The organism is Pilosibacter rotomagensis (genome assembly GCF_045062245.2).
GTDB lineage: Bacteria > Bacillota > Clostridia > Lachnospirales > Lachnospiraceae > Pilosibacter.
Genome location: NZ_CM170323.1, coordinates 2436703 through 2456568, shown reverse-complemented (window position 1 = coordinate 2456568; position 19866 = coordinate 2436703). Strand labels below are relative to the sequence as shown.

Here is a 19866-nt window from a genome sequence, read left to right as displayed (position 1 = left end):
GAGGTGTATATGGAATTATCGTACAAACTGGAAAAGTTTGAAGGTCCGCTGGATCTTCTTCTTCATCTGATCGAAAAAAACAAAGTGAATATCTATGATATCCCGATCACCGAGATCACGGACCAGTACATGGAGTACGTTCGGAAGATGGATGAGGAAGACCTGGATGTGGTCAGCGAGTTCCTGGTGATGGCGGCGACACTTCTCGATATCAAGGCGCGGATGCTGCTGCCGAAAGAAGTAAATGAGGAAGGCGAGGAGGAAGATCCGAGAGCGGAACTTGTGATGCGCCTCCTGGAATATAAGAAATTCCGGCTGATGTCGGAGGAGCTGAAGGATCTGGAGACCGGGGCGGACCGTGTGTTCTACAAAGATCCGACGATCCCGCCGGAGGTGAAGGAATACGAGGAGCCGGTGGATCTCGATAAACTCCTGGACGGTGTGACGCTCACAAAGCTTCAGAAGATCTTTGAGGCGGTCATGAAGCGGCAGCAGGACAAGATTGATCCGGTCCGCAGCACGTTCGGAACGATCAAAAAGGAGCCGGTGAGCCTGGAGGACAAGATCACTTCGGTTCTCGGCTATGCGAGAAAACACCGGAAGTTCAGTTTCCGCCAGATGCTGGAAAAACAGAGAGATAAGACGGAGGTCGTCGTGACGTTCCTTGCACTGTTGGAGCTCATGAAGGTGGGAAAGATCCATCTGACGCAGGAACATCTGTTTGACGACATGTACATAGAATCTCTGGAGCCGGAAGGCGGGGAACAAGATGACAATGAAATCGTCGTCACGACTGTTCAGTAGGACTGCGGAAAAGTCTGCTGCCGGGATATACGAGTGTAAACGGTGACAGGCGGGCGAATGCGCTGAGCGCAGGAAAACATGGGATGATACGATCGTGGAGGAATTTGAATGAGAGTGGAAAACCTGAAAACACAGGAGTCCGTTGTGGAGTCCGTGCTGTTTACCATGGGGCAGTCTGTGGAGATCCGACAGCTTGCGGCGGCATTGGAATCGGATGAGGAGACGGCCATCCAGGCCGTGGAGCGCCTGAAGGAAAAATATGACAAGAGAAAAGCTGGCATGCAGATCGTGCGGCTGGATGACAGCTACCAGATGTGCAGCCGTGTGGATTATTATGAAAATCTGATCCGTGTCGCAGCAACGCCGAAAAAGCAGATCCTGTCGGATGTGGTGATGGAGACGTTGGCGATCATCGCCTACAAGCAGCCGGTCACCAAGGCCGATATCGAGAAGATCCGTGGGGTAAAATCGGACCATGCGGTCAACCGGCTTGTGGAATACGATCTCGTCTATGAGGCGGGCCGCCTGGATGCGCCGGGCCGCCCGGCACTTTTTGCGACGACCGAGGAATTCCTGCGCCGTTTCGGCGTCGGATCCACGGAACAGCTCCCGGAGATGAATGTGGAGCAAAGAGAAGAGATCCGGAGTGAGGTTGAGGAAGAGCTGAACCTGAGGATCGATGAGGAAGGTCATCTGCTGGATGATGACGAAGATCCGGAAGAAGATGCAGATGAGAATGAGAACGAGAAAGAGATAGAAAACAACGAGGCTTACGGGGAGGATTCCATATCATGAAATGCAGTGAGATCAAAGTAGTCAAAAAAGACGGGACGAAAGAGGAGTTTAATGTCCAGAAAGTCCTGGCGGCAGTAAATAAGTCTGCAAACCGCGCGATGATCAACTTCTCGAAGGCCGAGAGTAAGTTTATCTGTGAATTTGTGGAAGAAAAAGCGGAGGACCTGGATGAGGCGGAAGTCCCGATCGCCCAGATGCACAACATCGTCGAGGGCGCTTTGGAGCGCGTCAACCCGGTGGTCGCGAAGAGCTACCGCGATTACCGCAACTATAAGCAGGATTTCGTCCAGATGCTCGATGAAGTCTACAAAAAGAGCCAGTCCATCATGTACATCGGCGACAAGGAGAACAGCAATACGGACAGTGCTCTCGTCTCCACGAAGCGCAGCCTGATCTTCAATGAGTTGAATAAATCTTTATACCAGAAGTTCTTTATGACCGTCGAGGAGCTTCAGGCATGCCGGGACGGATATATCTATATCCACGATATGTCAGCGCGACGCGATACGATGAACTGCTGCCTGTTTGACGTCAATGAGGTCTTGAGCGGCGGTTTCGAGATGGGAAATATCTGGTACAATGAGCCGAAGACCCTGGATGTCGCATTTGACGTCATCGGCGATATCGTTTTAAGTGCGGCGAGCCAGCAGTACGGTGGTTTTACGGTTCCGAGCGTGGAGAACATCCTGGCGCCGTATGCCGAGAAATCCTACGGAAAGTATATCGAAAAATATATCGACCTCGGTCTCGACGAGGAGAAAGCGAAGGAGATAGCCTGGAACGACGTTCAGAGAGAGATGGAACAGGGCTTCCAGGGCTGGGAGTACAAGTTCAACTCCGTTTCCTCCAGCCGCGGTGACTATCCGTTTATCACGATGACGGCAGGAACCGGAACAAGCCGGTTCGCAAAGATGGCGACGATCACGATGCTCAATGTGAGAAAGAAAGGTCAGGGAAAAGAAGGCCACAAGAAGCCGGTCCTGTTCCCGAAGCTTGTGTTCTTATATGATGAGAACCTTCACGGACCGGGAAAAGAGCTTGAGGACGTTTTTGAGGCCGGGATCGAGTGCTCTTCCAGGACGATGTATCCGGACTGGCTCTCCCTGACCGGTGAAGGTTATATCGCCGGCATGTACAAGAAATACGGGAAGATCATCAGCCCGATGGGCTGCCGCGCGTTCCTTTCTCCGTGGTATGAGCGGGGCGGCATGGAACCGGCTGATGAGAATGATGTTCCGGTGTTTGTCGGCCGCTTCAACATCGGTGTTGTGAGCCTGCATCTTCCAATGATGCTTGCAAAGGCACGACAGGAGAGCAAGGATTTCTACGAGGTCCTGGATTATTATCTGGAGCTGATCCGGAAGATCCATATCCGGACTTACGCGTACCTTGGAGAGATGCGCGCGTCCACAAACCCGTTGGCGTACTGTGAGGGCGGATTCTACGGAGGTCATTTAGGACTTCACGATAAGATCAAACCACTCCTTAAGACGGCGACGGCATCCTTCGGGATTACAGCGTTCAATGAGCTGCAGAGACTGTACAACGGAAAATCCCTGGTGGAAGACGGGGCGTTTGCGATCGAGGTCTTAAAACACATCAATGAGAAGGTGGAGCAGTTTAAACACGAGGACGGAAATCTCTATGCGATCTACGCGACACCGGCGGAAAACCTCTGTGGACTTCAGGTCAAGCAGTTCCGGAAAAAATACGGGATCGTGGAGAATGTCTCCGACCGCGAGTATGTCAGCAATGGCTTCCACTGCCATGTGACGGAAGATATCACGCCGATCCAGAAGCAGAACCTCGAATACCGGTTCTGGGAACTCTCCAACGGCGGAAAGATCCAGTACGTGAAATATCCGATCGACTACAATAAAGAAGCGATCCGCTCCCTCGCGCGCCGCGCGATGAAGATGGGATTTTATGAGGGCGTGAACCTGTCGCTGTCCTACTGCGATGACTGCGGACACGAGGAGTTAAATATGGATGTGTGTCCGGTCTGCGGCAGCAAAAACCTGACAAAGATCGACCGTATGAACGGATATCTGAGCTATTCCCGCGTCAAGGGCGATACGAGGCTGAATGATGCGAAGATGGCCGAGATCGCGGAGCGGAAATCGATGTGATGGAAACAGTTAGCAGTGCGTAAATTTTGTCAAACAAACGCGTTGCAAGCTTGCTTGCATAAGGGTTTGTTTGGCAAAATTTACATAGGGCGAACGCCCGAGATATTCTTGTTTTTATGAAATAAAAACAAGAATATGTGCACTGCGTGAAAATATAAAATAAAAAAGAGGTGATCTCATGCGCTACCACAACATTACAAAAGAGGACATGTTAAACGGCGACGGCCTGCGCACCGTCTTATGGCTTGCTGGCTGCAGCCATGCCTGTCCGGGCTGCCAGAACCCGGTGACATGGGATGTGAAAGGCGGACTCCCGTTTGACGAGGAGGCAAAGCAGGAACTTTTCGAGGCGCTGGCGCCATCCTGGATCTCCGGCGTGACATTCTCCGGCGGTGATCCGCTTCACTGGCAGAACCGGAAAGAAGTGGGAAATCTGATCGAAGAAATCCACGAAAAGTTCCCGGAAAAGACGATCTGGCTGTATACAGGATTTCTGTGGGAAGACATCCGGGATCTTCCGTTTCTGAAAAACGTGGATGTCCTGGTGGACGGACCGTTCGTGGAAGCAGAAAAAGATGTGACCCTGCACTGGAAAGGCAGCGCGAACCAGAGAGTCATCGATGTGAAACAGACGTTAAAAAATAAAAATGTAGTGCTCTATCAATCGAAATAGGACAAACGATCAGGGACAACACCTGATTTTGCCGATGCTTCGCATTCCGAATCGGCAAAATCTGCTGCCACAACTGTACACGGCAGGAGAGAGGCAGAAGGAGACAGTGACAGCTGCGTTGGCATGTGATACAATAAGACCATAGAAAACATGCAGACTCATGGGACGGATAGAAGAGAAAATTGCAGAGAACTTTCATGGAAAGGAAGGATGTCTATGCTGGCGAAATATGTACTCTGTATTTTAACGATCGAATGGGCGGTACTCGGAATGCGCCTTTTAAAAGGAAAAGGACGTTCTTATGAGCGGATCCGGAATGATGACAGGATCCGGGAAAAAGAACAGTTTGTCCGTTTTCAAGGAATGAATCTCCTGTATCTTGCACTGGTCGCATTCCTGACTCTGCTCACGACATTTGCAGGTTCCGACCGCCTGACGATCTGCTTTTTTGAGCTCACAGCATTGGCTCTGTTTGGACGGCTGCTATATGGAAATTGGAAATACAGCGGGAAGATCTGGATCCGGTGGTGACAATATAACAGAAACTATGCATCCGAAGGAAAGCTCAGTGGGGAGATTCCTGTAGGTGTGAGAAGGTACTGAATAGTTACAAATAAAGGAAAAAGGGATTTGGCATATCAGATGATGGCCAGGTCCCTTTTTGTATTTCAATGAATTCGAAAGAAGCTGCCAGCGGCAGAACTGTAAGTGTTACTGCGACATTTACCGGATCTGGATCCGGATCGTCCGCTCAAACGGATGTTCTGGCGTTGTGATGGAAAAATGTTCCGGCAGAACATGTGGGGAATCCGGAACATCCTGGGCTTCGAGCGCGATGGCGCATGACGGGCAGGAGTGCGTGCCGTCCGGGAATCCGATGGAATCATCGAGAAATCCGCCGGAATAGATGACGAGTGCCGGGGCATCCGTGTAAAGCGTGATGGAGTGTCCGGAAACAGGATCGCTCAGGATACATGCTTTTCTTACAGGCTGCGGAAGTGACCGGAAATTGCGGGAGGTCTGGTCACGGCTCAGGATAAATGCATGGTTGTAACCGCGCGCGATGGAAAGCTGCCTGCGGCAGCGGGAGCGGAGTTTTTCCTCGCGCGGCAGAAAATCCAGCCGGCTCTTAAGAGAAGCAGGGCTGGAAAAGTCGAATATCGTCCTTGCGATAGGGATGATTTCGACGGGAATATGTTCCTCATTATTCAGGCAGACATTGTTTGCGAAAACGGTGAGTGTCTCATCAAGCGCGGAAGATGAAAAGTCACCGGAAAGATTCCAGTAGGTATGATTCGACATATTGATATAAGTCGGCCGGTCCGTCGATGCCCGGTACCGGATGGTCAGCCAGTTGCTGTCATCGAGCGTATATTCCGCATGAAACGTGCGATTTCCCGGATATCCGTCGACGCCGTCGGCGAGAAATGCTGAAAATCCGATCGAGACAGAATCATAATCCTGGCGGACGAATTCTGTGTTCCAGTTCTGAGCGGAGAGATTATGCGGACCGCCATGCAGCTGGTTCGCACCTTCGTTTGGGGTCAGAGGGATCGTTTCTCCTCCGAGAAGGATGGAGGAGCCGGAGATCCTTCCGGCATTCGGGGCAAGCGTTGCTCCTGCATAACACGGACAGATGCGGTAAAAATCAGGATTGCCGGAACTCAATGTGATCGGAAGTTCATTCCCGTCTGTTTCCGGATGGTCGGACCATTTCTTACCTTTAAAAGCAATTTTTTGAATGGACGCTCCAATCGAAAACAGGGAGAGCGAGAGTCCTGAACTGGTTATTATGTCGAAAAAATGCGATTTTTCTCCGGTATCAAATGTGAAAAATTTATCACTTAACTGCATGATACGCCATCTCCTTTCTGATTCCAGTTTAAAATATTTGTACAAAAAAGAGAACATAAAAAAACGATGAGAGCAAGATTTAAAAATAATACAGCAAGCGATGATAATGATGATTATTGGAAAAAAGGTATAATATAAAGTAAATAAAGCGAAAGGCACAATAGAAATTATCTTCTGAAGTGACTGCCAATACAGTACGAAAAAAGAAAAGACTCAAAATGACAGTGAAAAAGGGAGGAACGCAATATGAGCAGTATGTTGGAATTTCAGAACATCTGTAAATATTTCCCTGGTGTAAAAGCACTGGATAATATTTCGTTTAAGGCATATGCAGGCGAGGTTCTGGCATTCCTTGGAGAGAACGGAGCGGGGAAATCCACACTTCTGAAAGTGCTGAATGGAGATTATCAGCCGACAAGCGGAAAATATCTGCTGGACGGTGTGGAAAAACATTTCCAGTCCCCGCATCAGGCGATCGAAGAAGGAATCTCTGTTATCTATCAGGAACGTCAGATTCTTCTGGAGCTTTCGGTCGCAGAGAATATTTATCTCGGAAGAATGCCGGTCAACCGTTTTGGATTCATCGATACCCAGAAAGCAAACCAGATGGCATCAAAGATCATTGAAGATTTTGGTCTTCCGATCCACCCGTCGACAAAAGTCAAAGATCTGAGTATCGCTTACCAGCAGATGGTCGAGATCATGAAGGCATATTCGAGAGAGAATCTGAAGGTAATCTGCTTTGATGAGCCGACAGCATCCCTTTCCGATTCAGAGATCGATGCTCTGTTTAAGATCATCGAAAAGCTGAAAGCGGAAGGCAAGATCATCATCTATGTATCTCACCGAATGGATGAGATCCAGAGGATCACCGACAAAGTGGCGATCTTCAAGGATGGTCATTATGTGACGACAGTAAAGACCGGTGAGGTCCCGGAATCGGAGATGATCCGGATGATGGTCGGACGTGATCTCGGAGATATCTACAAAAATCTCGACAGGAACAAAGAGATCGGAGAGGTTCTCCTGGAAGTAAAAAATGTTTCTTCCGACTATGTGAAAGAGAATTCCTTCGTCCTCAGAAAAGGTGAAGTGCTTGGATTTTCCGGACTTGTCGGTGCAGGACGGACAGAACTCATGAGAGCGATCATCGGCGCGGATCCGATCCGCAGCGGAGAGATCATTCTCGAGGGAAAGATGATCCAGAACCGATCTCCGCATGAAGCGATGGAACACGGGATCGTTCTCGTACCGGAGGACAGAAAACTTCAGGGAATTCTTTCAAACCTTGATATCAGTGATAACATCAATATTTCCATGCTGGACAAAAACTCCAACAGTCTCGGCTTTGTAGATGCAAAGAAGGAAGAAAAGATCGCAGAAGACGGCATTAAAAATTTCAAGATCAAGACGCCTTCCGCAAAGAAAAAGATCGTGGAGCTGTCAGGAGGAAACCAGCAGAAATGCATCGTTGCACGCTGGATCAGCACGAATCCGAAGGTCCTGATCCTGGATGAACCGACAAAAGGAATCGATGTCGGTGCAAAGTCCGAGTTTTACCAGATGATCTGCCAGTTCGCAAAACAGGGACTCGGCGTGATCCTGATTTCTTCCGAACTGCCGGAAGTCATGGGATTATCCGACCGGATCATCGTCATGCGTGCAAGACGGATCGTTGGTGAGGTTTCAGCAGAAGATGCAACTGAGAGTACACTTCTCAGCATGGGAATGATCGGGGAGGTAAAAGAAGCATGAGTACAAAGAAAAAAAGTAGGATCCATATTGACGGCGACAAGCTTGTTCTGATCGCAGCGATCATTGTAGTATTTGCATTGTTTACCTGCCTGAATAAAAACTTCCTGTCCGTCACAAACATGATCAACATCCTGATCGCGGCATCCCTCGTCGGAATGGTCGCAGTCGGACATACATATCTGATCATTGCCGGTCAGAACGACCTGTCTCCTGGTTCACTTGCAGCGTTTTCGGGAGTTGTAGCAGCACTTCTCGTATCAAAGGGAATGCCGTTCGCGGCAGCTGTGATCGTTACGATCGTCTGCGGAGCAGCCGTAGGCTTCTTCAATGCATTCATGGTCAACAAGATCCATCTGGAGGCATTCATCGCAACACTCGTAACACAGTCCATCATCCGTGGATTTGCCTACATCATCTGCGGAGGAAAACCGGTATCCATCAGCAATAAGACATTCCTTCTTCTCGGAAAAGCAAGGATCTTAAACATTCCGGTATCTGTATGGATCATGATCATCTGCATCGTCGTATTCGGTATCATCCTTGCAAAGACGAAATTCGGACGCAGCGTATATGCGATCGGCGGCAGCATGGATGCAGCAAGACTTGCAGGCTTAAATCCGAAAAAGATCATCACAACCTGTTATGTGATGATGGGTATCCTCTGCTCGATCGGCGGCATCATATTCGCGGCACGTATGAACTCCGGACAGCCGGCCGCAAACGTCAACCTCGAGTTTGATGCGATCACAGCTGTTATCCTCGGCGGTGTATCCTTCGTCGGAGGTGTCGGCAACATGGGCGGCACGATCCTCGGTATCATCCTGATCCAGTCCTTCAACACAGGACTTACGATGGTAAACGTTCCAAGCTTCTGGCAGTATGTCGCAAAAGGCGGACTTCTTCTTTTCGCTCTGACAACTGACTACATCAGAAAACAGAAGCGAGAGAAAGACCTGCTTGCAGCTTCCATGAAGAACCTGTAGATACCAGGGACCAAAGGCCGGAAATCCGGTGCAAGCGGATTTTTGATCCCAACATCATTGTATCAATTATGTAAACAAAATAAATTTTATAAATGGAGGGTTTTATTATGAAAAAGATGAAAAGAACAGCAGCGTTTGCAGCAGCCGCATTATTGACAGCAACGGCACTTGCCGGATGCAGCAGCTCCGACACATCCGCAACAACAGCAGCGGCAGCAGCTGATACCACCGCAGCAGCAGCTGACACGGCGGCAGCAGATGCAGGATCATCAGAAAAAGGTGTTGTTTACGGTATTTACAAAGCCGGCGACCAGACCTGGTTCATTGATGAGGGCGCAGCAGCACAGAAGAAAGTAGAGGAAAATGGAGATGAATTCATTTTCGTAGATGCAAAGATGAGCCCGGAAGAATACCTGAAAGCAATCGATAACGCGATCGCAAACCAGGCAAAGGGAATCGTAACCTGTATCCCGGACCAGACAATGTCCCAGGCTGCCGTTGACAAGTGTAAAGAAGCAGGCATCCCGATCGTTGCAGCCGATGATGCACTTCAGAACGACGCCGGTGAAAAGATCGCTCCGTGGGTAGGAATCAATGCTTACGTCATCGGACAGGCAAACGGCGACTGGCTTGCAGCATATGCAAAAGACAACGGTCTTGTAGAAGATGAGACAAGCGGTCTTCTGATCCTGACAATGGATACCGTTTCTTCCTGCGTACCGCGTGCAGAAGGTGAGTATGATAACTTTACAGCAGGCTGCCCGGACTTCCCGACAGAAAGAATCTTTAAAGCAGACTATGACGGAACGACCGATAAAGGAAACACAGCGGCGACATCCGTTATCACAGCACATCCGGAGATCAAGAAATGGATGGTAACAGGTGCAAACGAGGAAGGTACGATCGGTGCTGTCCGTGCACTTGAGAGTGCAGGTCTTGATGCAGATGCATGCGTAGTAGGTCTTGGTGCTTACATGGCAAAAGACGAGTGGAACAACAAAGGCGCTGACGGTACCTGCATGAAGGCAGCAACATACTTCTCATCTGACTCCGTAGGAACCGGTTCTGTTGAGGTTCTGTATGATGTGATCGCCGGTAAGGACGTTCCGCAGGAGACAGCAGTCGATGCAGTTGTCGTAACACCGGAAAACTACAAAGAAGTAATGGGAAAAGCGGCAGAATAAAAAGAGACCGAGTCCTGTTTTTGTAAATCCTCTCATAAAAAGGGCTGCCTGAATGATTCCGGCAGCCCTTTTCGCATGATATGATCCGATCAGGTTCGATTCTGGTTACAGGCGAGACGGTATTCGGTCGGCGTCTGTCCGGTCACCTTTTTAAAGGTGGTACAGAAGCTGCTCTCACTGCTGAAACCGGTCTGGAAGCAGACGTCCTTGATGGGGATCTCCGAAAAGTTCAGAAGATATTTTGCATTGTTTACCCGTGTCAGGATCACGTATTCATGCGGCGAGAATCCAGTCTCTTTTTTGAAAAGACGACTGAAATAAAAAGGACTTAGAGAAGCCTGGGAAGCGAGATCGTTTAAGGACAGGATCTCCGTCAGATGATTGTTGATGTAGGTGATCGTGTCCTCGATGATGCCGCCAGAGACAGCCTCCGGGTGTTCGTGGTCGCGGCTGACAAAAAGTTCGGTCAGCATGTTGACAATGTAATTGTTAAACAATGCCTCCTTTAACGGGAGATGTTCCCGGAAACGGAGATAGATCTTATGGAGATACCGCTCAAACCGGTAGGTGTCTTTCAGACTGATGACCGGAGCGGAACTGCTCATGATCGCCTGATAAAATGCACGTGCCATAGGACCGTCAAAGTGGATCCATTCACATTCCCAGGGCGTCGAGCTTCTGTAGGCATGGGGATGATAACAATCGAGAAATACGATCTGGCCGGGAAGTGCCCGGAATACCTGATCATTCAGCTCAATGATGCATTCCCCGCGCTTGATGTACATGAGAAGAAAATTGTCGAACGCAGTGCGGCGGAGACTGTAATCATCGCTGTAGGAAAAATTTCCGATGATCAGCGGATAAAAAAATAAGGACTGCGCCTGGGCGCTTGGGGTATAGACATAATAGTCGGAACCGGGGAGAATCCCTTTTTCGGTAGAGATCATGGAGTGTTTCCACCTTCCTTTCAAAGACGGATCCGGCAGGATCTGACGGCTGGTTACGATGTGCGCATGGTGCGGAAGATGACTTCCGGAACGAAAGAGCCGGGATGCGCAGTACTGGTTTCGATTATAAAGAGAAACGGGAAAAAGGTCAAGAATGATGAGAGCAATTTTTTGAAATTACATGGCAACTGAAGGTAATGAAAAACAGGAGTAATTACAGTATAGTATAAGCAAGAACGAAAAATAAGAGAGTTCCTGAAACGAAGGCAGGGAGATGTGGCTGCCGTTCAGGGAGATGAATTTTCTGAACTGAAAATTCCGTACAATACAGGAACGAGAATAGAAAACAGCAGGAGGTCAGAATTATGAGTGGAGTGAAGATCTGGGAAGAAAATGTGGTCATTCCTACTTATGGGATCGGAGCAGCAGATAAAAACCCTATGTTTTTGGAGAGCCGTGTTTATCAGGGAAGCTCCGGCCGGATCTATCCGTACCCGACGATCGAAAAGATTTATGATGAGAAAGAAGATAAGACGTACCATGCCGTCTGGCTGGAAAATGAGTATCTGAAAGTCATGATCCTTCCGGAGCTCGGAGGCAGGATCCAGAGAGCGTACGACAAGACGAATCATTATGACTTTGTCTATTACAACCATGTGATCAAACCGGCTCTTGTCGGCCTCTGCGGTCCGTGGATCAGCGGAGGAATCGAGTTCAACTGGCCGCAGCACCACCGCCCGACGACCTTCTCACCGGTCGACTATCTTCTGATCGAGAATCCGGACGGATCAAAGACATGCCGTGTCAGCGACGTCGATCAGATGTACGGAACAAAAGGCGAGGCAAGCTTTACCCTCTATCCGGGAAAAGCCTATATCGAGATCAAAGGTCAGCTCTATAACCGGACTTCCACACCGCAGACCTTCCTCTGGTGGGCAAACCCGGCTGTCCCGGTCAACGATCACACACAGTCGATCTTCCCGCCGGATGTCCATGCTGTGATGGATCATGGAAAACGTGACGTTTCAAGATTCCCGATCGCAACGGGTATTTATTACAAACATGACTACAGCGAAGGTGTTGACATTTCCCGTTACAAAAACATTCCGGTTCCGACCTCCTACATGGCGGAAAAGAGTGATTTTAACTTTGTCGGCGGATACGATTACCAGAAACAGGCAGGAATCCTTCATGTTGCCGACCATCATATTTCTCCCGGAAAGAAGCAGTGGACCTGGGGATGCGGCGATTTCGGAAAGGCCTGGGACCGCAACCTGACAGATGAGGATGGTCCGTATGTCGAGCTGATGACCGGCGTCTATACGGATAACCAGCCGGATTTCACCTGGTTAAAACCGATGGAGGAAAAGCGGTTTACCCAGTATTTCATGCCTTATAAGACGGTCGGAGCTGTAAAGAACGCCAGCATCGAGGCGATGGTCGGACTTGATGCGGATGAGAGCGGGATCCGTGTTGCTGTATACACAACGCAGGAATATCCGGATGCCCGAGTCATCCTTGCATATGAGGGACAGGTCCTTCTGGATGAAAAGAGAACGATCTCCCCGGTCGCTCCGTTTGAGACGCATCTGGATCAGGTTGTTGAGGACGAGACAAAACTTACGGTCCGCGTTCTCGACGGAACGAGAGAGATGATCTCCTACACACCGGCGAAAAAAGAGATCCCGAAGGTTCCGGATCCGGCGGAGGCAGCGAAAGATCCGGAGGAGATCATGTCAAATGAAGAGCTGTTCCTGACAGGACTTCACATTGAGCAGTACCGCCATGCGACATACCGCCCGGACCCATACTATCTGGAAGGGCTGAAACGCGACCCGGGCGATATCCGGATCAACAATGCATACGGTTCGCTCCTGATGAGAAGAGGCTGTTTTAAGGCTGCTGAGGCACATTTCCGGACAGCGATCAAACGTGCGACCTGGAAGAATCCGAACCCGTATGATTCCGAGCCGTACTACAACCTCGGATTATCCCTGTTTTATCAGGAGCGCTATGATGAGGCGTTTGATGCATTCTATAAGGCGACCTGGTCCAATGAGCAGCAGGAGATGAGCTTCTATTATCTGGCGTGCATTGAGGCGATGAGAGGAAACTTTGAGAGTGCACTGGAACTCGCGGAAAAAGGCCTTGTGAAGAATACGCACAATATCAAGGCGAGAGGACTCCGGGCATACCTTCTCGGCAGACTCGGAAGAACGGAAGAAGCGAAAGCGGCAGTCAGCGAGAACCTTGCGATTGACCCGTTTGATTATGTCTCCATGCTGGAATCCGCATATCTGGATCCGGACCATGCAGAAGAGATCCGCGCGAAGGTCAATAAGCTCTCCAGAAACTTCCATGAGACGTATCTGATGGCGGCGAGAGACTTTGCGGAGTACGGGGCATACGACAAGGCGGTTGATACACTCCGCGAATGCAGTGAGAGCTGGCCGATGTTAAAGTACTATGAAGCATATGATCTCGGAAAGATGGGAGCTTCCCATGAGGAGATCCTGAAAGTGCTCAAAGAGGCAGAAAACTGCAGTACGGATTACTGCTTCCCGAATAAGCTGGAGGACATCCTTGTTCTGATCGATGCGCAGAAACAAGATCCGGACGGGGCAAATGCATTCTATTACCTTGGAAACCTCTGGTATGACAAGCTGCAGTACGATCAGGCGATCAGCTGCTGGGAGACTGCGGCGGAGAAGAAGCCGGAATTTGCGATCACATGGAGAAATCTCTCCCTGGCATATTACAACAAGAGAAAAGATCCGGAAAAGGCAAAGGCAGCGTTGGAAAAGGCAGCAGAACTTGCACCGAACGATGCGAGAATCTTCCTGGAGCTTGACCAGCTGTACCGGAAACTGGAAATGCCGGTCGCTGAGCGACTTTCCCGCTATGAAAAGGCAAAAGAGATCTTTATGCAGCGGGATGATCTGATGATCGAATATGTCACGCTCTTAAATCTCTCTGGCCATTATAAAGAGGCATATGACTTTATCATGGCGCACCGGTTCCATCCGTGGGAAGGCGGAGAAGGAAAGGTTACGACCCAGTATACGACCTCTCTCCTGGAGCTCGGAAAAGCGGAAATCGCAAAAGAGCACTGGAGCGAGGCAAAAGAGATCCTTGAGAAGGCGCTGGTATATCCGGAGAACCTCGGGGAAGGAAAGCTGGAAGGAACGAAGGACAACCACATCCATTATTATCTCGGACTTGCAAAAGAGCATCTCGGGGAGAACGAGGCGGCGAAGGAAGAGTATGAGGCAGCTTCGATCGGAACGGATGAACCGGCAGGAATGATGTACTACAATGACCAGCCGGCCGACATGATCTACTATCAGGGACTTGCAAAAGAGAAACTTGGTCTGCCGGTGGAGGCAAAATCGAGATATTACCGTCTGCTCGACTACGGAGAGCGCCATCTGTATGACAAGATGCGCGTTGAGTACTTTGCAGTTTCCCTCCCGGATTTCATGATCTTTGATGATGACCTGGATAAGAGAAACAAGACGCACTGCTATTATCTGATGGGACTCGGATATCTGGGACTCGGAGATAAGGAAAAGGCAGCAGAGGCATTCCGGAACGCGATGCAGCTTGATCCGACGCATTTGAACGCAGGGCGTTATCTGAAGATGGTGGAGGAATAGAAGCCGGAAAAAGTCTTAACGCAGGCATAACAGAAAAAAGAAGGGGCATGAATTTTTTACAATTCATGCCTCTTCTTTTTTGCAATTTAGAAAGCTGCCTGCTTCGATTGCGAAAAGCAATCAGCAGGCAGTCAAATCGGATCGCAGATATCCATTGATGAAATTACATGGTTGCCTCGTTCTTTTCCGCTTCCTGCTCCCTCGCATTCATGATCAGCATCTGAAGCCGGTTTTCGATGTTTGCGAAGCTGACATCCGGATCGTAGTCGAGCGGAAGGATCTGGACGTCCGGGTAGAGCTCCTTTAAGCGCTTGGAGATTCCGCGGCCGACGACGTGGTTCGGCAGACAGCCGAACGGCTGCAGGATCACAAAGGCACGGCAGCCGTGGGCGGCATGGTGCAGGATCTCTCCCGGGATCAGGACGCCCTCTCCGGCATCGAAGGTGTGGTGGATGATCGGATCACTTTCCTTTACGAGCTCCGGAAGGCGCACCGCCGGGCGGTCGTAGAGAGGGTGAGCACTCGCGATCTTGTCCGCCGCATCGTGGGCGAGATCAAAGAAGAGATCCGCCATCCGGTACCAGAGCTTTTCCTGGAGCGGCTTATGTAAATGATACTCACGGACCTGCATATCCCGGTAGAAGTAGGATTTCTGGATGACATCGGACATTCTCGCCTCGATGATCTCGAAGCCGTTCTGCTCTAAAAACGCCTCGATGTCATGGTTTGCACCCGGGTGGAAGTTTAAGAGGTACTCCCCGACGATCAGGACGGTCGGTCTCGGATGAGAGCGGTCATACGGAACCTGTTTCATGATCCCGATCGCCTTTGCGAAGCCGTGTTTTGCGCCGTTTACGCCATGCCTGGAAAGTCCGTTGATCACAGCGTCCATCGCCTGCTCAAAGGCGGCATCGGCACTTCCTTTTGTAAGCTCATAAGGACGGATCTTCCGGAGCAGTTCCTCCAAAATATCGATCATCGGAAGCGCGTAGGCGATCCGGAGCGCGGAGAGGAGATTTAAGCGGAATCCCGGATGGAGGTTATGGAAATCCGCATCGTCGTTTGTGAGGATCGGAACATCGGAAAATCCTGCGTCATCGAGCGCCTTTCTTAAAAGTGCACTGTAATGCGTCAGACGGCAGTCGCCGATATATTTTCCGGTTGCGATCGCGACATCTTTTCCATCGTATTTTCCACTCTTTAAAGCGGCGAGCGCTTCACCGATCACGATCTGGGCAGGGAAGCAGATGTCATTGTGGACATATTTTTTGCCGAGACGGATCGCCTCGTCCCGCCCGATCGGCAGCGGCTCCGCGCGGAGCCCCTGTTTTTCCATCGTTGCCGACATGACGCGGCAGAACGCGTGGGAGGTATTCGGGATCAGAACGATGCGCTCTTTTCTGTCTTTCTTCTCGTACTTTACCGGGTACGGATCCGTGAGGGCATGGACCGGAGCTTCCTCGTGCTTTTCTCTCTGCATCCGGACTGTCTCGATAAAGGACCGGACACGGATCCGGAGCGGTCCCTGGATCTCACTCTCGTCGAGCTTTAAGACGAGCGGGATCTTCCCGGATACCTGTTTCATGAGGCGGATGATCTCATCGGAGAGGTAGGCGTCATGGCCGCAGCCGAAGCTTACGATCTGGACATATTCCAGGTGTGGATTTTCAGCGGCAATGACAGCGGATCCGAGCATTCTCGCATGGTAGTTGTTGACGACATCGAGACGGCTGTTGGTGAGATCCACGTCGTTGACGCCCGGAACGGCATCTGCGGTGAGGACCGGGATGCCGAGACTCGTGAACATCTCCGGAAGGTTGTGGTTCACTAACGGATCATTCTGATACGGTCTCGAGGCGAGGATCACGGCGTAGCGGTTCTCCTCCGTGACCTGCTTTAAGATCCGTTCGCCTTCTGCTAAGAGCTCCTGGTGGAAGGAATCCTCCGCCATGTCGGCATAGCGGATCGCCTCTTTGATCTCGGATTCCGGGACTCCATAAGTCTCATGGATATATTTTGTGAGCTGCTCATTCCGGTCTTCTTTCGTGTACCAATGGAACAGCGGATTGTCAAACGGGATCCCGAATACATGCTCCGGATTGTCGGAGTTTTTGATGACGAGCGGATATCCCTTTACGATCGCACACATCCATTCACTCGTCTTTTCCTTGTTTTCCGACTGGACGGAGGTGATGGACGGCATGAAGATCCGGTCCACATGCATGTTCGCGAGACTGCGGATATGTCCGTGGACGAGCTTCGCCGGGAAGCAGACCGTATCGGAGGCAACCGCGGAAAGTCCCGACTCGTAGAGCTTGTGGCTGCTCGGGGCGGACACACGGACGGTAAAGCCGAGAGAGCGGAAAAATGTGGACCAGAACGGCATGGTCTCCCAGAAGGAGAGGACACGCGGGATCCCGATCACAAGATTCCTGGAGGTTACGTGTTCCGGGACCGGGTAATCTTTCCACAGCAGGGATTCCCGGAGTTTGTAGCAGTTCGGGACTTTGTCACGCTTTTCCATGCGCTCGCGCTGAAGTTTCTGAACAGCCGGATCTTTCGGGTCTCCGAGGACCTCTCCGCGCTCACAGCGGTTGTTGGTGACCCAGGACTGGCCGTTCGGGAAGCGGACGATCGTTCGTTTGCAGTGGTTCGTGCAGAACGGGCACGGGGCATTCGCCTCCTGGGTGTAGGAGAAGGAATCCATTGCGTCGAGTCCGATAAAGGTCCGCTTCTTCGTTCCATCCGCCATCGCCTCTTTTGTGAGGATCGCGGCGCCGATCGCACCCATCATACCCGGATACGGGGCGCGTACGATGGTCTTTCCGGTGTACTGTTCAAATGCGCGCAGAACGGCGTCATTCCGGAAGGTTCCGCCCTGGACCATGATGTGATCCCCGAGAGAGTCGAGGTTTGAGATCCGGATGACCTTCGTGAAGACATTCTCGATGATGGAACGGCAGAGACCGGCCATGATATCTTCCGGCTTTTTCCCGTTTCTCTGCTCGGTGACGATGCTGCTGTTCATGAAAACGGTGCAGCGGCTGCCGAGGACCGCCGGATTTTTCGAGGAAAAGGCGGCGTCTGCGATCTCCGTCACCGGGATCTTCAACGTGGAAGCGAAGTTTTCCAGGAAGGAACCGCAGCCGGAGGAACATGCCTCGTTGACGAGAATGTTCGTGATGATGCCGTGGTCGAGCCAGATGGCCTTCATGTCCTGGCCGCCGATATCGAGAAGAAACGTGATGTCCGGCATGTACTGGAACGCGGCTCTCGCATGGGCAACCGTCTCGACGACATGGTATTCGGTGGAAAATGCCCTGGAGAATAAAAGTTCACCGTATCCGGTGGAGCCGCAGCCTAAGATCTCCAGAGTTACGCCCGCATCGCGGTAACGGTTCCGCATGGTGATCAGGGCATTTTTTGCGACGGTCAGCGGATCGCCCTGGTTGGAGGCGTAGAAGAAGTCGAGAAGCTTTCCGTCATCGCCCATTAGGACAAATTTTGTCGTGGTACTGCCGGAGTCGATGCCGAGCCATGCGCGGATGGTCGTTCCGGGTGTGAGTGCTGCCGGAGTGAAGTCTCCCTTCGGATGTTCTTTTAAGAAGGTGTCATGTTCCTCTTTGGAGGAGAAGAAGAGCGGGGCTACATGTTCCTGACCGGAATGCTGATTTTTCTTCGCGTCCTCCTGGACCTGTTCCAGGAGGGAGACCCACTCAGTGAGCGGAAGGAAGGTGACCGGAGCGTCCGAGGCTTCCGGATCTGCCTCTTTGAACATGCCGTTTAAGGAGAGTGCTGCACCGTAGGCGACCATGATCTCCGGGTGTTCCGGGACTAGGCGCTCGTTTTCTTTCAGGTTCAGACGTTCAGAGAAGACATCGATCAGCTTCGGGTTGAAGGTCAGCGGACCTCCCTCAAAGACGACCGGAGGTTTGATATCGAGTCCCTGTGCAAGTCCGCCGATCGTCTGTTTGGCGATCGCGTGGAAGGAGGAGAGGGCGATATCAGCTTTTGCGACTCCCTGGTTTAAGAGCGGCTGGATATCGGTTTTTGCGTAGACGCCGCAGCGCCCGGAGATATCGTAGACGCAGGTTCCCTTGCAGGCAAGTTCGTTCATTTTTTCCGGCGGGGTCTGGAGAATGGAAGCAACTTCGTCGATGAAGGCGCCGGTTCCTCCGGCACAGCTTCCGTTCATGCGCATGTCGGCGACGTTTAACGCGCCGGTTTTTGAATCCGTCTTGAAGAAGATGATCTTTGCATCCTGACCGCCGAGTTCGATGGCGGTGCCGACGGTCTCGTATGTATTCTTTAACGCGATGGAGTTTGCGACAACCTCCTGGATATAAGGGGTATCGGCTGCTTCTGCGACCGGTTTTGCCCCGGAGCCGGTGAGTATGATCCTGGCTTTTGTGTCAGGAAATTTTTCTGCCGCCTGCCGGATCGCGAAGAGGACGCTTGCAAGCTGATCTGCGTGGTGGCGGCGGTAGTCAGAGTATAAGAGTGATTCGGTCGTCTTATCGAGGACCGTGATTTTTGTAGTGGTGGAACCGACATCGATTCCGATGAGTAATTGTTTCATATATTTGATCTTTCGTGATAGTGATTTATCGGGTCTGCACCGACAGAAAGAAAAAGGGCATAAACCCGTTTCGTACCTGGATTTACGCCGATTTCTACACGATGCTGGTGATATTTTAGCGCTGGATTTTTTAAAAGTCAAGGAAATAGGTGCGAGGGAAGCGTTAAAAACGTGTTAAGAAGTGAGTGGCTTCGGGCGGGGCCGGTGAGTTTCCGCTCAGGAGTGCAAGGTGATCGCGGGAAGGTTCCTCTAGGCTTGCAGGAGACTGCTAAGGGCGAATGCCAGGTGACACAACTCGCTGCGCTCAAACAAGTGTCACCTGGCATTCAACGCATTCTCCCGCGAGCCAAGAGGAAGCCAGATCCCGTGATCAAGGCACTCCTGATCGGAAGCTCACCGGCTGCAGGCGCATTGACCACAGGATAAGGTGGGAGGGATAGGTGAAGACTGTGGTTTTAGCTGCGGTACAGGGGAAAATCGGCATACTATGATTTACGTGAACAATGA

Annotated in this window: 12 protein-coding genes; 9 read left to right on the top strand and 3 right to left on the bottom strand. The window is 50.9% G+C overall.

Features of this window, described 5'->3' with window-relative positions; translation table 11 throughout:
* Window positions 1–9: 9 nt before the first annotated feature.
* The 5 genes from ACI3EW_RS10985 (at window position 10) to ACI3EW_RS10965 (ending at window position 4932) form a co-directional block, all read left to right on the top strand.
* A complete protein-coding gene (locus tag ACI3EW_RS10985; protein ID WP_118533179.1) occupies window positions 10–804 on the top strand; it encodes a segregation and condensation protein A in 795 nt (264 codons plus the stop codon).
* 108 nt (window positions 805–912) lie between these two features.
* Window positions 913–1599 carry an SMC-Scp complex subunit ScpB gene (scpB, locus tag ACI3EW_RS10980; RefSeq protein ID WP_118321224.1) on the top strand — a complete coding sequence of 229 codons (687 nt, stop codon included), beginning with the start codon at window positions 913–915 and terminating at the stop codon, window positions 1597–1599.
* Window positions 1596–3728 carry an anaerobic ribonucleoside-triphosphate reductase gene (gene nrdD / locus ACI3EW_RS10975; RefSeq protein ID WP_405582121.1) on the top strand — a complete coding sequence of 711 codons (2133 nt, stop codon included), beginning with the start codon at window positions 1596–1598 and terminating at the stop codon, window positions 3726–3728. The genes scpB and nrdD overlap by 4 nt, the downstream gene beginning before the upstream one ends.
* Before the next feature lie 178 nt (window positions 3729–3906).
* Complete coding sequence (nrdG, locus tag ACI3EW_RS10970; RefSeq protein WP_118321222.1) at window positions 3907–4401, top strand: anaerobic ribonucleoside-triphosphate reductase activating protein; 495 nt, start codon at window positions 3907–3909, stop codon at window positions 4399–4401.
* Window positions 4402–4617: 216 nt separating this feature from the next.
* Window positions 4618–4932, top strand: coding sequence for a hypothetical protein (locus ACI3EW_RS10965; protein ID WP_329751745.1), 315 nt, complete (start codon window positions 4618–4620; stop codon window positions 4930–4932).
* 192 nt (window positions 4933–5124) lie between these two features.
* On the opposite strand, the gene ACI3EW_RS10960 is transcribed toward ACI3EW_RS10965, so the two are convergent.
* A complete protein-coding gene (locus tag ACI3EW_RS10960) occupies window positions 5125–6255 on the bottom strand; it encodes an aldose epimerase family protein (protein ID WP_405582126.1) in 1131 nt (376 codons plus the stop codon).
* 246 nt (window positions 6256–6501) lie between these two features.
* Here ACI3EW_RS10960 and ACI3EW_RS10955 point away from each other — a divergent pair, with 246 nt between their 5' ends.
* From ACI3EW_RS10955 to ACI3EW_RS10945, 3 genes are all read left to right on the top strand, one after another.
* Complete coding sequence (locus tag ACI3EW_RS10955) at window positions 6502–8010, top strand: sugar ABC transporter ATP-binding protein (RefSeq protein WP_142410512.1); 1509 nt, start codon at window positions 6502–6504, stop codon at window positions 8008–8010.
* Window positions 8007–8993, top strand: a complete 987-nt coding sequence (locus tag ACI3EW_RS10950; RefSeq protein WP_117484691.1) for an ABC transporter permease — start codon at window positions 8007–8009, stop codon at window positions 8991–8993. Before ACI3EW_RS10955 ends, ACI3EW_RS10950 begins: the two co-directional genes overlap by 4 nt.
* 107 nt (window positions 8994–9100) lie before the next feature.
* A complete protein-coding gene (locus ACI3EW_RS10945; protein ID WP_242994067.1) occupies window positions 9101–10177 on the top strand; it encodes an arabinose ABC transporter substrate-binding protein in 1077 nt (358 codons plus the stop codon).
* Between the two features lie 89 nt (window positions 10178–10266).
* Here ACI3EW_RS10945 and ACI3EW_RS10940 read toward each other — a convergent pair whose 3' ends face one another.
* A complete protein-coding gene (locus ACI3EW_RS10940; RefSeq protein ID WP_117484692.1) occupies window positions 10267–11124 on the bottom strand; it encodes an AraC family transcriptional regulator in 858 nt (285 codons plus the stop codon).
* A gap of 365 nt (window positions 11125–11489) precedes the next feature.
* Between ACI3EW_RS10940 and ACI3EW_RS10935 the strand changes: the two genes are divergently transcribed.
* A complete protein-coding gene (locus ACI3EW_RS10935; protein WP_118533171.1) occupies window positions 11490–14780 on the top strand; it encodes a DUF5107 domain-containing protein in 3291 nt (1096 codons plus the stop codon).
* Between the two features lie 163 nt (window positions 14781–14943).
* Here ACI3EW_RS10935 and ACI3EW_RS10930 read toward each other — a convergent pair whose 3' ends face one another.
* Window positions 14944–19359 carry an acyl-CoA dehydratase activase gene (locus ACI3EW_RS10930; RefSeq protein WP_485662965.1) on the bottom strand — a complete coding sequence of 1472 codons (4416 nt, stop codon included), beginning with the start codon at window positions 19357–19359 and terminating at the stop codon, window positions 14944–14946.
* Window positions 19360–19866 lie beyond the last annotated feature (507 nt).